The 14545-nt window shown below is 46.8% G+C and carries 14 protein-coding genes; 3 read left to right on the plus strand and 11 right to left on the minus strand.

All coding sequences use genetic code 11. The annotated features are described in order from the left end of the window. Positions 1–122 precede the first annotated feature (122 nt). Positions 123–755, plus strand: a complete 633-nt coding sequence (locus AC1VYS_RS19230; RefSeq protein WP_482911037.1) for a GNAT family N-acetyltransferase — start codon at positions 123–125, stop codon at positions 753–755. 156 nt (positions 756–911) lie between these two features. Here the strand turns inward: AC1VYS_RS19230 and AC1VYS_RS19235 are convergent, their stop codons facing one another. The 4 genes from AC1VYS_RS19235 to AC1VYS_RS19250 all read right to left on the minus strand — a co-directional run bounded on the left by AC1VYS_RS19235 (position 912) and on the right by AC1VYS_RS19250 (position 3762). Then, complete coding sequence (locus tag AC1VYS_RS19235; RefSeq protein ID WP_482911038.1) at positions 912–1607, minus strand: 5'-methylthioadenosine/adenosylhomocysteine nucleosidase; 696 nt, start codon at positions 1605–1607, stop codon at positions 912–914. A gap of 170 nt (positions 1608–1777) precedes the next feature. After that, a complete protein-coding gene (ccpA, locus tag AC1VYS_RS19240; RefSeq protein WP_090923671.1) occupies positions 1778–2785 on the minus strand; it encodes a catabolite control protein A in 1008 nt (335 codons plus the stop codon). Positions 2786–2877: 92 nt separating this feature from the next. After that, the gene (gene ytxJ, locus AC1VYS_RS19245; protein WP_482911039.1) at positions 2878–3225 is read right to left on the minus strand and encodes a bacillithiol system redox-active protein YtxJ; all 348 of its coding nucleotides are present in this window, start codon (positions 3223–3225) and stop codon (positions 2878–2880) included. A gap of 123 nt (positions 3226–3348) precedes the next feature. Beyond that, positions 3349–3762 carry a hypothetical protein gene (locus AC1VYS_RS19250; RefSeq protein WP_482911040.1) on the minus strand — a complete coding sequence of 138 codons (414 nt, stop codon included), beginning with the start codon at positions 3760–3762 and terminating at the stop codon, positions 3349–3351. A 283-nt stretch (positions 3763–4045) separates the two neighbouring features. Between AC1VYS_RS19250 and AC1VYS_RS19255 the strand changes: the two genes are divergently transcribed. Then, positions 4046–4579, plus strand: a complete 534-nt coding sequence (locus AC1VYS_RS19255; protein WP_482911041.1) for a type 1 glutamine amidotransferase domain-containing protein — start codon at positions 4046–4048, stop codon at positions 4577–4579. A gap of 142 nt (positions 4580–4721) precedes the next feature. On the opposite strand, the gene ptsP is transcribed toward AC1VYS_RS19255, so the two are convergent. The 5 genes from ptsP to aroA form a co-directional block, all read right to left on the minus strand. Continuing rightward, positions 4722–6482 (minus strand): phosphoenolpyruvate--protein phosphotransferase, encoded by a 1761-nt coding sequence (ptsP, locus tag AC1VYS_RS19260; RefSeq protein ID WP_482911042.1) that lies wholly within the window; start codon positions 6480–6482, stop codon positions 4722–4724. Further along, on the minus strand, positions 6479–8359 hold the full coding sequence (locus tag AC1VYS_RS19265) for a glucose PTS transporter subunit IIA (protein ID WP_482911043.1): 1881 nt from the start codon (positions 8357–8359) through the stop codon (positions 6479–6481). Before AC1VYS_RS19265 ends, ptsP begins: the two co-directional genes overlap by 4 nt. 112 nt (positions 8360–8471) lie before the next feature. Beyond that, entirely contained in the window at positions 8472–9752 is a 1281-nt protein-coding gene (locus tag AC1VYS_RS19270; protein WP_482911044.1) for a hypothetical protein, read from the minus strand. Positions 9753–9888: 136 nt separating this feature from the next. Then, the gene (locus tag AC1VYS_RS19275) at positions 9889–10323 is read right to left on the minus strand and encodes a CoA-binding protein (RefSeq protein ID WP_090923677.1); all 435 of its coding nucleotides are present in this window, start codon (positions 10321–10323) and stop codon (positions 9889–9891) included. Between the two features lie 36 nt (positions 10324–10359). Then, positions 10360–11655: a 3-phosphoshikimate 1-carboxyvinyltransferase gene (gene aroA, locus AC1VYS_RS19280; RefSeq protein ID WP_482911045.1), complete on the minus strand. Its 1296-nt coding sequence runs from the start codon at positions 11653–11655 to the stop codon at positions 10360–10362. Between the two features lie 166 nt (positions 11656–11821). Here aroA and AC1VYS_RS19285 point away from each other — a divergent pair, with 166 nt between their 5' ends. Next, positions 11822–12130 carry a rhodanese-like domain-containing protein gene (locus AC1VYS_RS19285; protein WP_482911046.1) on the plus strand — a complete coding sequence of 103 codons (309 nt, stop codon included), beginning with the start codon at positions 11822–11824 and terminating at the stop codon, positions 12128–12130. A gap of 233 nt (positions 12131–12363) precedes the next feature. Here AC1VYS_RS19285 and AC1VYS_RS19290 read toward each other — a convergent pair whose 3' ends face one another. Together AC1VYS_RS19290 and gndA are read right to left on the minus strand one after the other, a co-directional pair. Next, positions 12364–12873, minus strand: coding sequence for a shikimate kinase (locus AC1VYS_RS19290; RefSeq protein ID WP_482911047.1), 510 nt, complete (start codon positions 12871–12873; stop codon positions 12364–12366). 153 nt (positions 12874–13026) lie between these two features. Continuing rightward, positions 13027–14436, minus strand: a complete 1410-nt coding sequence (gndA, locus tag AC1VYS_RS19295; protein WP_482911048.1) for an NADP-dependent phosphogluconate dehydrogenase — start codon at positions 14434–14436, stop codon at positions 13027–13029. Positions 14437–14545: the final 109 nt, after the last annotated feature.

The raw sequence follows: 14545 nt of genomic DNA on the forward strand, positions 1-14545 counted from the left end.
ACGGTGTTGAATTGTGAACATTTTTTGTCAACGCAATTATAGCAAATTGAAACAAACATCGTCTACGGCTTTTCAATTTTTTGGTTTTTTGCTATAAGTAGGGGGAGAGAGGGGAATGAACCATGGAGCATATCAAGGAGCATCATATACGTTCCATTTTCAAGTCCGGCCACCGAATTACGATTGAGGGCCCCGTGCCCGCGGAGCAGATTATGCAAATGACTTTACATGCCGATCTGGATGCCTTTCGGCGCCCAGCAGAGCAACAAGAAGCCATTGCCGAGATTGCCGCCTTACCCGAAGGGCGAATTATAATTGCCCATGAGAATAATATCATCATCGGATATGTCACTTTTCACTACGCCGATGAATGCGAACGATGGTCGGAAGGCAAAATGACAGACCTGATCGAGCTCGGAGCCATCGAAGTTGCGGACGACTATCGCTCCCTTGGTGTTGGACGTGAAATGCTGCTTACCGCAATGGAAGATAAGTACATGGAAAACTACATTATTTTCACGACAGAGTATTATTGGCATTGGGACTTGAAAGGCAGCGGGCTGACCGTATGGGATTACCGCAAAATGATGGAACGGCTCATGCAGAACATTGATATGACCTGGTACGCCACAGATGATCCCGAAATCTGCTCCCATCCCGCAAATTGCCTTATGGTACGAATCGGCAGCCAAGTACCTATGACCTCAGAGGAACAGTTTGACCGTGTCCGCTTCCGTCATCGGTTTATGTATTAGAAAAAGGTAACGGTACGAATCGCGAAGTGAATACATACAAAAACCGCCCTGCAGATCATTCTCCATCGTAAACGGAAAATGCATCTGTGAGGCGGTTTATTGATGTCTCATTTCGGTTTATTCGTGTCTCATTGCGGGTAAGTCACGTGTTTCGAATCACATATGTTCAAGCATGTGTTCCACAATACGATGGGAACGCTGGGAAGACTGCACCGTAAACTCGGCAAAATTCACATGTGCAGAACCGTCTGCCTTGTCAGACATACTACGTAACACAACGAAAGGCACCCGATTCATATAACATACCTGAGCCACCGCCGCCCCTTCCATCTCTGCACAAGCTCCGTCCATCTCCGTGTACAGCATGTTCACGGTCTCTTTGCTCGCGATAAACTGATCCCCAGACAACACCTTGCCAATCCGGTAATGCGCGCCCTGCACCGTACATGCTTCTTCAGCGAGCGAAATTAATGCAGGCTCCGCCGGGAATGCCGATGTCTCCTGATACGGAATCACTCCACGTTCGAATCCTAGCGGCGTTACGTCCATATCATGCTGTACACATACTGAGGAGATCACCATGTCACCGATGTTCAGCTCCGGATGAACCGCTCCGGCTACACCAGTGAAGATCACCCGGTTCACCTGGAATCGATCAATCAGAATCTGCGTAGTTACCGCCGCATTTACTTTCCCTACGCCTGATTTGCATACTACAATTTGCTTGCCAAGCCACTCACCAGCAACATACGTAATGCCTGTTTGTTTCACCGTTTCATGCTGTTTCATACCTTGAAGCAGAAGCTCAACTTCCTCGTCCATAGCGCCCATAATCCCTATCGTTTCACGCATTGTTGTATCCTCCCTGTTACTGTTATCATCTTGCATATGAGATCAAGTTCAACTCATTACGAAAAGTCATTTTCAGCACAAAAGCCCCGTTTCCGGAGCTTCTGCACAATTAAACATTATTATGTAGAGAGAACGCCTTCTCCCTTTCTCTTGCTTCACGAAATAACATATTAACCTGCGTGACTTACAGACAGACGAAGAATCGTTTCATGCGGCAAAATCACTCTTGGATTCTCCACATTTTCTTTTTTCATCAGTTTGGTCAGCAAACGCATCGCTACCGCACCCAGATCGTACATCGGCTGAGCAACTGTTGTTAACTGCGGACGCACCATGGAAGCCATACGAATGTTGTCTACGCTAATGATAGAGAAATCATCCGGTACTTTCAGACCATCATCCTGAATGCTGTGGATCGCGCCAATAGCCATTTCATCCGTTGCAGCAAAGATCGCTGTCGGCTTTTTCTTGAGTCCGAGGAAATATTTCATCGCTTCCACACCGGATTCATAACGATAGTTACCGATCCGAACCAGATCCTCTTGATATTCGATGCCTGCTGCTTCCAATGCTTTCTTATACCCTTGGAAACGCGCAAATCCGTTGGCCGGGTCCTGCAGCGTACCACTGATCATGGCGATCTCTTTATGACCGTGACGAATCAGCGTGTTGACTGCATCAAATGCTGCTGCTTCATGATCAATATCCACAGAAGGGAATGTACCCTTCTCATCACTTGTTGCACACAATACAATCGGAACTGCAGCAGATTGGAATGCCTGAATGTGTTCATCCGTTACGGTTCCGCCCATAAAGAGCAGCCCGTCCACTTGTTTTTCAAGCAGGGTATTAATAACACGGATTTCTTTTTCCTTCTTTTTGTCGGCATTACACAAAATGATATTGTAATGGTACATATTCGCGATATCTTCGATTCCGCGAGCAATCTCCGCAAAGGTAGAGTTCGAAATGTCCGGAATAACGACTCCAACCGTAGTTGTCTTTTTGCTCGCCAGACCGCGGGCTACCGCGTTCGGACGATATCCGAGCCGTTCAATTGCTTCGTATACTTTTTTCCGCGTCTGCGGTTTGACATTAGGGTTATTGTTAACTACACGTGATACCGTTGCCATAGACACTCCAGCTTCACGTGCCACATCATAAATGGTTACCGTCACAGTACTTCGCTCCATTACCAGTAAATTTTCATTCCATTTTCATTAAGATTTATATTACGACAAATTATAGCATTAATCAATTAAAATAGGCTCTAGGACTCACTTAAAGTGTTAGCAAGTGTCCTGCTCGTAATCTCAGAATGAGAAGTATGCCATACTGGCATTCCTTTTTTGACCAGAATTACTTGGGGAGATTCGTGCTTTACACCTAGTCTCTCAGCTACTTCGTTAGATACCCGGCGATCTTCCACCACGTAAATGATGCCGTATTTCACGTTTTCATTCGGAGAGTTATGCAAATAATCGTTCATCTCCTGATAAGCATGCGCACTGATCGGACAGCGAGTACTATGCTTGAACAGAAGCAAGGGTTGGTCCTCCGTCGCCTGCACAGCGGAGTTTAGCTGTTCAATACTTGTCATTTTAGTCATGTCAGCCATTCGTTATACATCCCCCTTTAATCAGCAATAACGCCATGTTGAGCGTTTTCACTCTTCGATATCTTAACAAATAGTGAGCAAAAAATCCAATTTTCATGAAAACAAGCATTTTGCACGTCAAAACTAGACGGCATTTGAGAAATGTGCCTGCCATACAAAACCAGACAACTGTGCCAGTCTACGTTCGGTATCTTCAATCCACGCCTGGTCCTCTGCTTTTTGTGCGTAGCCCATAATATCCAGCAATAGATTGATTCGTCCCTCCACCGCTTCTTTCATTCGATACTCCATCTCTTGATCCGTTGCATCCGGCCAGGCCAAGAGCTGTTCATGTAACAGGTCAGCCAATTCGTTCTGTTCCCCGAAGGAGACATCCTGCTTCACAGGCTGTTCACCCAATTTGTTGATACAATCGGTTAAATCAGTTTTGACCGGCTTCAGAACCTCGTATGATACACAGTCTGTACATGCAAAAACAGGTACGTTTCGAATTTCTACCTTTTTGGCGTATACGACCGTTCTTAATTCCAATTCCATAACATGTCCACATCTGCACGACTTGCGCACAACCATCACCTCATTCGTTCTTTACTCTCTATGTATGTACCATTCGACCTATTTCCGGCTAAATCCTGCTGTAAACTAAAGGTTGCACAAATTACCACTGTCACCAGATGAAGGCTGTCGAATGCAGGCTGGTATTGATCGGTATAGGGTTCATCCGTTCACAAGGAAACTATTCTAGCATGAAGCCATACAACAAATCTGGTACAATATAAGACACGATCTGCCAAATTCGCTATAGAAGGAGAGCTGACATATGAGATTAACCGGTCAAAAAGTTATCGCATTGGTCGATGAAGAATTTGAGGATTTGGAGCTATGGTATCCTGTCCACCGTGTACGCGAAGAAGGTGCCGAGGTACATCTGGCTGGCGAAATAAAAGGAAAAACATATATCGGTAAATATGGCGTTCCCGCTACGGCTGAGTACAGTTTCGATGAGCTGAGCAGCTCCGATTATGATGGAATTTTAGTACCAGGGGGCTGGGCTCCAGATAAATTGCGACGTTACCCCAAAGTACTGGAACTTGTGAAGGAAATGCATACGGATCATAAGCCGATCGGACAAATCTGTCATGCAGGCTGGGTGCTCATCTCCGCCAAAATTCTGGAGGGGGTCACCGTAACCTCTACACCAGGTATTCGGGATGACATGGAAAACGCAGGTGCGATATGGAAAGATGAAGCCGTTGTTGTGGATGGACACATTATCTCCGCTCGTCGTCCACCGGATCTTCCTCCCTACGGAAAAGCATTCTGTGATGCACTTGCTGAAAAAGCCTCCAAATAAAAGCGAGCATACGAAAAAATCAATCAAAAAAACCGCTGTGCAAGTAAATGCATAGCGGTTTTTTGATATCTTTTGGAAAAAGTGGTACAAAAGTGAATATATTAATTTAAAGGTATTCATCGTCTGCTAATGTTCATTTTATTTAAGATGCATTTGATCCGCTTTGATCGTCGGGGCTGCCGCTTGCATCGTTAAAGATCTGCAAACGCTCCTCGATATCACCGCTTGTTCGCAAAGCAAAGCACTTACGTGCTTCCTCTTTCGCATCCGCAGCCGTTGTATTCAAAACTCTATGCTTCACGCGCAACAAGGATTGCGGAGACATGCTCAGATGACGAATCCCCAGTTCCAGCCATAATGGAATGGAACGCTCGTCCCCCGCCATTTCACCACAGACACTGACATCGATTCCTGCCGTATGCGCCGCGTCTACAGTAGCCCGAAGCATACGCAGCACTGCCGGATGATACGGATGATACATATGTGCAATCTGTTCATTCATTCGGTCCACCGCCAGTACATACTGTACCAGATCATTCGTTCCAATACTGAAGAAATCTGCTTCTTCCGCAAGCAAATCTGCAATCATAACAGCTGCGGGAACCTCAATCATGATGCCTACCTGAATGTTTGCATCGTAAGCCAAGCCACGCTCGTCAAGATCAGCCATCGCCTCTCGCAGAATTTCGTTGGCTTGTTGTAACTCCTCAACGGATGAGATCATCGGATACATAATCTTAACATTCCCTGCGGCGCTTGCTCGAAGAATCGCAGTAAGCTGTGTTTTAAAGAGATCCTTGCGATCCAGACTGATTCGAATCGCTCTATACCCGAGAAACGGATTATCTTCTTCGGGTAGTTCAAAATAATCGAGCTCTTTGTCGCCTCCAATGTCGAGTGTACGAATGACCACCGACTGTCCTGCTGTTTTCTCGCTGACAAGTTGGTACACCTCATACTGCTCCTGTTCTCCAGGGAAGGTCGCACGATCCATATACAGGAATTCAGTTCGAAACAAACCTACACCTTTGGCGCCGTGTTTCAACGCCAGATCAAGCTCCTTTACAGAACTGATATTGGAAGCGAGCTGCAGCACTGCTCCGTCTTTGGTCACTGCATCCACCGTAGCAAGTACCTGCAACTGTTCCTTTTTCTTCAGTTCCTTGTTACGAAGCATTGTGTATCGTTCAATGGTTTTGCGATCCGGCTCCGTAAATACCAGGCCATTATCACCATCCACGACCAGCATGTCTCCCGTCTCTACTGGCATGCCAAGACTCGCTTCCAGTCCGGAAACGAGAGGAATCCCGAGCGCACGTGCCATAATGGCCGAGTGAGACGTCTTACCTCCAATTAGCGTAACAATACCCAAAACGTAACTTGGATTTAAATGCGCCAATTGCGATGGTGACAGTTCTTTGGCCACGAGGATGTAAGGCTGTGTATCTGAAGGCAGCGTAATCTCTGGAGCACCGAGCAGATGTTTAAGCAGGCGGTTGCCGACATCCTTGATATCGATCGCCCGCTCCTTCATATACTCATCTTCCAGCAGGTCAAACATGGTGACAAAGTGGTCTATCGCTTCTTTAACCGCCACCTCTGCCGCCTTGTACTGTCGTTCAATAATACCGCGGATCTCGTTCATGAACACCGGATCTTCCAAAATAGCCAGATGTGCATCAAAAATGCTGGATTCCTCCGGGCCTACAACTTCCTTGAACTCATTTTTGATATATTCAATCTCATCCTTCGATGTCCGTATACCCTCGTACAGCCGTTCGAATTCCTGGGCGAGATCCACCGAATCCATCTTCTGGTCGGGCAGATCCCATTCCCAGCTGGGCAGGACAAATGCTTTGCCGATGGCGATGCCTGCAGCTCCATTGATGCCTTGTATCTTCATTCTACCCCTCCAACGTTCCTGTCATAGAGCACCACGGACATGACGGATGCCTGACCTTTCTTCACTTGCTTGAATGGAGCAAAGCTCCATGATTTTACACGATCCGGGTTCGTAATGACCATCGGAGTCGTGAGTGACGCCGCCTGTTCACGCAATACAGCCAGATCAAATTTGATCAGCAATTGTCCAGGCTCTACCGTATCACCTTCTTGTACGAAGGCTTCAAAGTGCCCTTTCAGTTGCGAGGTGTCGATCCCGATATGAAGCAGAACCTCCAGACCCTCCCGCGTGGAAATACCAAGGGCGTGCATCGTTGGATACAGATGCATAATCGTTCCAAAGACAGGCGAGACCAGCTCTCCCCGCTCCGGTACAAAAGCTACACCGTCTCCGACCAGCTTGGCTGCAAAAATCTGATCCGGCACTTCCTCAATCGGAAGCATTTTACCTTGCACCGGTGCAGCGAATAACACCTGTTGTAAATCCCGTTCGAGCAGCTTTGCAATCTCTTCCCGAATCAGTTCGGAATAGGTGCCGAATACCACCTGCACGTTACCGCCACCTAGCTTGATCAGTCCGGCTGATCCTAAATTCTTCATTGCGCCTGTATCGATCAACCGATCGTCATGAACCGTCAGACGCAAGCGTGTAATACATGCTTCCACCTGAACGATGTTACTTTTCCCGCCCAATGCTTCCAAAACCAACGGGGCTTGATAAGGAATATTTCCAACCCAATCTTCCAGCATTGATCCTTCTTCCCGTCCAGGTGTGGGTATCTTGAACGTACGAATCGCCCAGCGGAACAGGAAATAATAGACCAGCCCATATAGTATGCCAATCGGAATGAGCTTCCAAGCATTCTCAGACAGATGAAAATTGAGTATGTAATCAATTATACCAGCCGAGTATGAGAATCCGTGCCTTATATCCAGCCAGTAACTAAGCCACATGGCCACTCCGGACATCACTGCATGTACGATAAACAGATACGGCGCCGCAAAAAGAAAAGCAAACTCGATTTGTTCTGAAACCCCTGTTAAAAAACAGACCAGCGCAGAAGTCAGAAACGTTTTTCTTATTTTGGGCTTCAGATCTTCCCTAGCCTCCTGAATAATCGCAAGCGCAATCGCAGGAATAGCAAACATCATAATCGGAAAGAGTCCAGCCATGAAAAAACCAGCAGTCGGATCACCAGCAAAAAATCGCGGTAAATCCCCTTGCACAATATTACCGCTCGGCGTTTCATAGGTTCCCAGCTGGAACCAGAATACATTATTCAGCAGATGGTGAAGCCCAAAAGCAACCAGAACCCTGTATAAAACGCCATAGATGAACAATCCGAAACCGCCAAGACTGTATTCCCATGTTGCAATGGAATTCAGACCATGCTGCAGAACCGGAGCAATCCACAACATGAAGCAGGAGAACAGAGCCGAACATAGCCCGACAATAAGTAAAACAAACCTTGAACCGCCGAAAAACTGTAAGATCTCGGGCAGTTTGATGCTTTTGAACCGATTATGCATTCCACCGGCTAATGCACCGAGTATAATTCCAATTAATGATGCAGGTTGCACCGTGCCATCCCCGAAATTTCGGGTAACCTGATCATAAATAACGATACCAGCCAGCGCTGCAAGTCCAGCTTGACCGGCCTGGTTGGAGAGTCCCAGCGCCACGCCGACAGCGAACAAATACGGCAAAAAATAAAAAATACCGTGTCCGGCCACGGTAGACACTTCACCAACAACTCCCATTCCCCAGGCGTTCCAGGGCAGGCTGCCCACACTGAGCAAAATGGCTGCAGCAGGCAGGACCATTGTAGGCAGCATAACCGCTCTTCCGAGCTGCTGCAAGGATCCGAGCCAATTCATGGCGACCTCTCCTTTCTATCCTAGATGGTAAGCTTTACACAGCATTTTGTCAAAGTAAAAAGGGGAGTAATATCCCCCCCATCTGAGTTCTATATGAAGCTGCAGGTTTTGGTTACCGAACAGCCATCAGTTTAGTACCAGTTAAGTATATTGTGCCATCCTTGGAAATAAGCCACTGATTGCCTAATTCATGATTAATGGTCATTTTCCAGTTGATTTTGGATGTGTCCAGTTTCATTGACACGAGATAGTTTACATTTTGAGCAGCATTTTTATATAGATAGATCAGATTCCCGTTACGATCAATGATTGGTTCACTCGTAAAAGTCGTTAGGTTCTCATTGTCAAACGTCGTTACTTTCTTACTCTTTGCATGATATATGTTCGAGCCAAATATGACGTCACCCTGTTTTCTGATTGAGGGCCCCTGTAAGTTATTCGTACTTCGGAATGCCCCTTTGACGGTTTTTTTCAGGTTACCCTGGGCATCAAAGATCTGGAGTTTATCGTCTCCAACAACATAAATCTGATGATTATCATAAATCGGACTCTGGAGGTTCTGTCCCGTATACCGAGTGCTCGATATCTTTTTCCCCTCTTGGCTGTACTGTATCAGTTCACCCGATGTCTCTGTCCAGCCTTGCTTCATATCACCAAGAGACGAGACCGTCAAAAAAATGCGATCTTTAGCATAAATAGGGTCAGAAACGATCAGATAAGGGTTGAGATTAATTTGGGTTCCCAGAAGACTGTTAAACCTTTCACTGCCATCCATACGAATGCCGAGCAATCGTTTCTCTTCTTTTAAATCTTCTCCCTGACTTTCAGACTTCTTGTTATGTATGTTTTCAATATGCGAAGCCGTAAAAACAATGACTCCAGCCTCATTAATGTCAACATTATGATTAGTGTTGTAATTCTTGTACCTCTTCTCCCATATCTGTTTACCTTCTAAGGTATAATTCGAAATGCTCATCGTGCCTAAATCTTCAGCCCCTCTGTCATTGTCGGGAATATCGTTCCCAAGGATAATCAGAGAGTTGTCATTGTACAGGTACATGTCTGATATGTTATTTATATGTTCCAGCTTTGTAGACCACTTCACTTTTCCTTGAGGTGTCACTGCTGTCAATATAGGGTGGCCTGAAAAATGTGAAATAACATAAAGAAGACCTTTGGAATCCACAACCAGCTGTTTTACCTCATCTTTAAAGTTGACTCCCCACTTCACTTCGGGTTTCTTGGCAGGTGCAGCATAAAGTGACTGTCTTGTCCACACATCTGTTGCATGAATAGCTTTATTGGCAGCATACACCGGAGCTTCTACTTGTAGAGTTGCTACACTTCCAACAATAAGAAACAAAATGACTACTTTTTTAAAACACCATCTCATCTGTAATTCATCCTCCTTAACATTCCATTCCATCTTACTACGTTTAACAGGAAAAATCCCGTGTCTTTGAAAGAACACGGGATTCTTGTATGAGTCGTACGTTAGTGTAAACACTGCCTTGACAGCAGTATGGCTCTTAGCCGCGGCCAGCGCCGCGCAGAACGATGGAATCTTCTACCTTGATACAACGATTGGTAACTGCAGTCATGCCATTCTCTGCCGCAATCTGGACAGCCTCATCGTTATGGATGCCAAGTTGAAGCCATAATACGTTGGCCTTAATCGCAGCGGCTTCACGAGCCACTTCCGCGCAAAACTCCTCACGTCTGAAAACATTAACGATATCAACAGGCTCGGGGATATCTGCGAGTGTAGCATATACCTTCTCGCCAAGAATCTCTCCCTGTGCTTGCGGATTAACAGGGATGATACGATATCCCCTGCTCTGCATAGCTTCCGCGACCATATACGATGTACGATCCGATTTGTCCGATAAGCCGACAACAGCGATGTTGCCTGCATTGCGCAAGATGTGTCCAATTTCTTCTCGAGTAGGGTTGTTAAATTCCATGTTCAAGCACCATCCTTTTCTGCTTAACGTGTTAATTTACTCTTTTACCCACTGAACCGAGGCGCCAAGCGCCTGCAAATGATCAAAATATTGCGGATATGACTTGGCTACATGGTGTGCATCCCGAATACGGATAGGTTGTTTGGCACGCAGACCCACGACAGTAAGCGCCATAATGACACGGTGATCATAGTGAGCATTGATCTCTACGCCGCCCTCAACACCTTCTGGACGTCCGTGCACAATAATCTCAGCCTGACGCTCCTCCACATTCGCTCCGGCCTTCCGCAGTTCATTCAAATAATCCGTAATACGGTCACATTCCTTGTAACGCAGGTTCTCTACATTATAAAACCGTGACGTGCCTTCCGCAAACACTGCTGCCGCTACCATGGCCAATACGGCGTCCGTAGCCGCATCCCCGTCAAATTCAATCGCTTTTAATCTGCCGTTTCCCTGAACGTGAACCACATCATTCTCATGTGTGAGCGGTACTTCCATCATACGCAACACATCAACGATGGCACGCTCCCCTTGCTTGCTCTGCTCCATTAGCCTCAGAATTTTCACGTCAGACTGTGTAACTGCTGCGGCAGCCAGTACGGCAGCCGAACCAGGGTAATCTCCTTGAACAGTGTACGTTGTAGGCTTGTAAGCCTGTCCGCCAGGTACCCGGAATGACATGTAGTCGTCGCTTGCATGGATGATGATCCCTGCTTGTGCGAGAACCTCCAGCGTCTGACCGATGACTACTTTGGATTTCAAATCATTCAGAACCTCAATCGTGCTGTCTTCAGCTAGCAACGGAGTTACAAACAGCAATGCACTCAAATACTGAGAGCTTACAGAGCCAGACACACGAATATGTCCGCCTTTGGCATGACCGCCTTTAATTGTAATCGGCAGGCGCCCTTGCTGATGCTCCACCTCGACCCCCATTTGACCAAGTGCATCAATCAAATCATCATGCGGCCGTTTACCCAGTGAATCGGGGTATGTGTTCACAAATGTAACTTCAGGGCAAAGTGCGGTAACCCCCATCAGGAAACGAAGTACAGCGCCGGCGTTTCCTACGTTTAACTCACGTACATCTCGGGGACGGCTTCCAAAGCCTTGGATAACGATTTTGCTGTCGTCCTCTTCCAGCACAGCGCCCAGATCACGAATACATCTGCGCATGGCGTCACTATCCTCACTATGTGCCGGGAAATGAATCGTGCTTGTTCCTTCCGCCAGCGCAGCAGCCAGCAAATAACGGGTAGTGTAGTTTTTGGAGGACAAGGCTCCAATTTCCCCATTCAGATTAGGGGTAGGGTTAACAATAACGTCCATGGATGATATTCTCCTTTTACTGCTCGTAATGGTGAAACTGCATAAATGGTAATGGTGAAGCTGCATAAATGGTATTCGTGAGGCTGCGTATAGCCAAATTGACATCCCCTGCGTCCCTTGGGTATCATTAGAGGCGTTAAGTCCATATAGAAAAGAGGACCTGAATATGACACAAATTGCTGAAATTCAACCATCTGAGCTGCGTGACCGTATCCAAGCGGGAGAGAAGCTGCAGATGATAGACGTCCGCGAGGACGAAGAGGTCGCACAAGGCATGATCGATGGTGCCAAGCACATTCCACTGGGACAGATTCCAGATCGATTGTCCGAAATTGACAAGTCAGGTGAGATCATCATCATCTGTCGTAGCGGTTATCGTAGTGAGCGGGCATGTGAATATCTCCAGCAACTCGGGTATGACGGCTGTACCAATATGGTCGGCGGCATGCTTCAGTGGCAGCAGGAAAACGAATAGGCAAAAACGTATAAGCAGCTTTTAATCTATTTTCAGGTAGGTTGCCCCATACTGTTGCTCTTTCCAAAAACGGGCCATCTGGCCCGTTTTTTAATACGCTATTACGTCCAACTCAATCTATAAACATTGAACGATTTATTTACTCAGCGATGGCAGATTATTAAGTCATCAGAGTATCTCTTGTAAAGAATACTGGTTAACCTATACATGCCTCAGCTTCGATGATCACAAGCTTAGACGCGGTAATGCGCTAAAATTAGACGAGTCACTTCGGCCGCAGACAATGCCGTTGTATCCACCGTGTAATCCGCAAATCGATATGCGTCTTTGCGTTCTTCCATAATCGTCCGAATTCGTTCCTCCGCATTGCCTGCAAGCAGTGGACGGTTATCACACCCGCTCACACGTTCCACAATGACCTCAGGATCTGCTGTTAGGGCAACAACCCAACCATTTGCTGACATGGATTCACAGTTATCCGAACGGAGTACAACCCCGCCTCCAGTTGCAATGACCTGTCCTTCGTTCTCAAGTACCGTGCACAGCACCCGGTTCTCTACATCACGAAAGTACGCTTCTCCCTTGCCCGAAAACAATTCCGGAATGGTACAGCCTTCTTCCTGTTCAATTGCGGCATCCACATCGATTAATTGATACCCCAACTGGCGAGAAAGCATCTCGGCAACGGTCGACTTGCCTGTTCCCATCATGCCGATGAGAATAATATTTTTAGACTTGCTCAAGGTGTACACTCCTTTAATTCAAGCATTTCGTGAGCACTTTTGTCCTATCATAACACAGCCCATCGAACGGGGAAAGACCAAGAAAGAGGGACCTGGTGGTCACCGGTATGATCCGATCCTCCAAGTCCCTCATGACATTCCTTTTTTCGAAGATTACTCCATCCAGTTGTGGTGGAAGCTGCCTTCTTTGTCTACGCGTTTGAATGTATGCGCGCCGAAGTAGTCACGTTGCGCCTGCAGCAGGTTCGCTGGCAAACGCTCTGTGCGATAGCTGTCGTAGTAGGACAATGCACTGGAGAAGCCCGGTACCGGAATACCTTGTTTCACTGCAACCGCCACCACTTCACGCCATGCATCCTGGTAGGATTCCACGATGTTTTGGAAGTATGGATCCAGGAGCAGGTTTTTCAAGGCTGCATCTTTGTCGTATGCTTCCTTGATGTTTTGCAGGAACTGCGAACGGATAATGCAGCCACCGCGGAAGATCATCGCGATGTTGCCGTATTTCAGATCCCAGCCATATTCGTCGGATGCAGCACGCATCTGTGCGAAACCTTGGGCGTAGGATACGATTTTACTTGCGAACAGCGCTTTGCGCACGCTCTCGATGAATGCTTTTTTGTCACCAGAGAATGCTTCTGCCTTAGGTCCGTTCAGGATTTTGCTTGCAGCGATACGCTCGTCTTTCATCGCCGACAAGAAACGGGAGAATACGGATTCCGTAATCATGGACAATGGTACGCCGAGATCCAGCGCGCTTTGGCTTGTCCATTTACCTGTTCCTTTTTGTCCAGCAGCATCCAGAATGACATCAACCATCGGTTTGCCTGTTTCCGGATCGTATTTGGAGAAGATGTCTGCCGTGATCTCGATCAGATAGCTGTCAAGCTCGCCTTGATTCCACTCTGTGAAAATTTGATGTAAATCCTCTACCGATACATTCAGTACCGATTTCAGCAGATGATAGGCTTCACCGATCAATTGCATGTCACCGTACTCGATGCCGTTATGTACCATTTTCACGTAGTGTCCGGCTCCGTCTGGTCCGATATATGTACAACATGGGTCGTCACCGACTTTGGCCGAAATCGCCGTCAGGATCGGTTCTACCAATTTATAAGCACTCTCCTGGCCGCCTGGCATAATGGAAGGGCCTTTCAATGCGCCTTCTTCACCGCCGGATACGCCTGTACCGATAAAGCGAATGCCTTTGTCCTCCAGCTCTTTGCTGCGACGAACCGTGTCAGGGAAATAGGCGTTACCACCGTCGATGATGATGTCGCCCTCATCCAAGTGAGGCAGCAACTGTTCAATGGTAGCATCCGTTGCTTTACCTGCTTGTACCATGATCAGAATTTTGCGCGGGGATTCCAAGGAGGTTACGAATTCTTCAATGGAGAATGTACCTGTCAGGTTTCTGCCTTCGGCTTCTTTGAGCAAGTCATGTGTTTTCTCTGGGGAACGGTTAAATACCGATACTGAAAATCCTCTGCTTTCAATATTAAAGGCCAAATTTTTACCCATGACTGCCAGGCCGATTACGCCGATTTGTTGTTTTGTCATCTGGTCCTCCATCCTTTGCTCCAATTAATTTTATTGAAAAAAATTCTCAACAATACACTCATTTTAACGGTTTTATGTATGAAAGTGAACCCCGCCTCCTGTTCAAACA

This window comes from Paenibacillus sp. G34 (genome assembly GCF_056856875.1).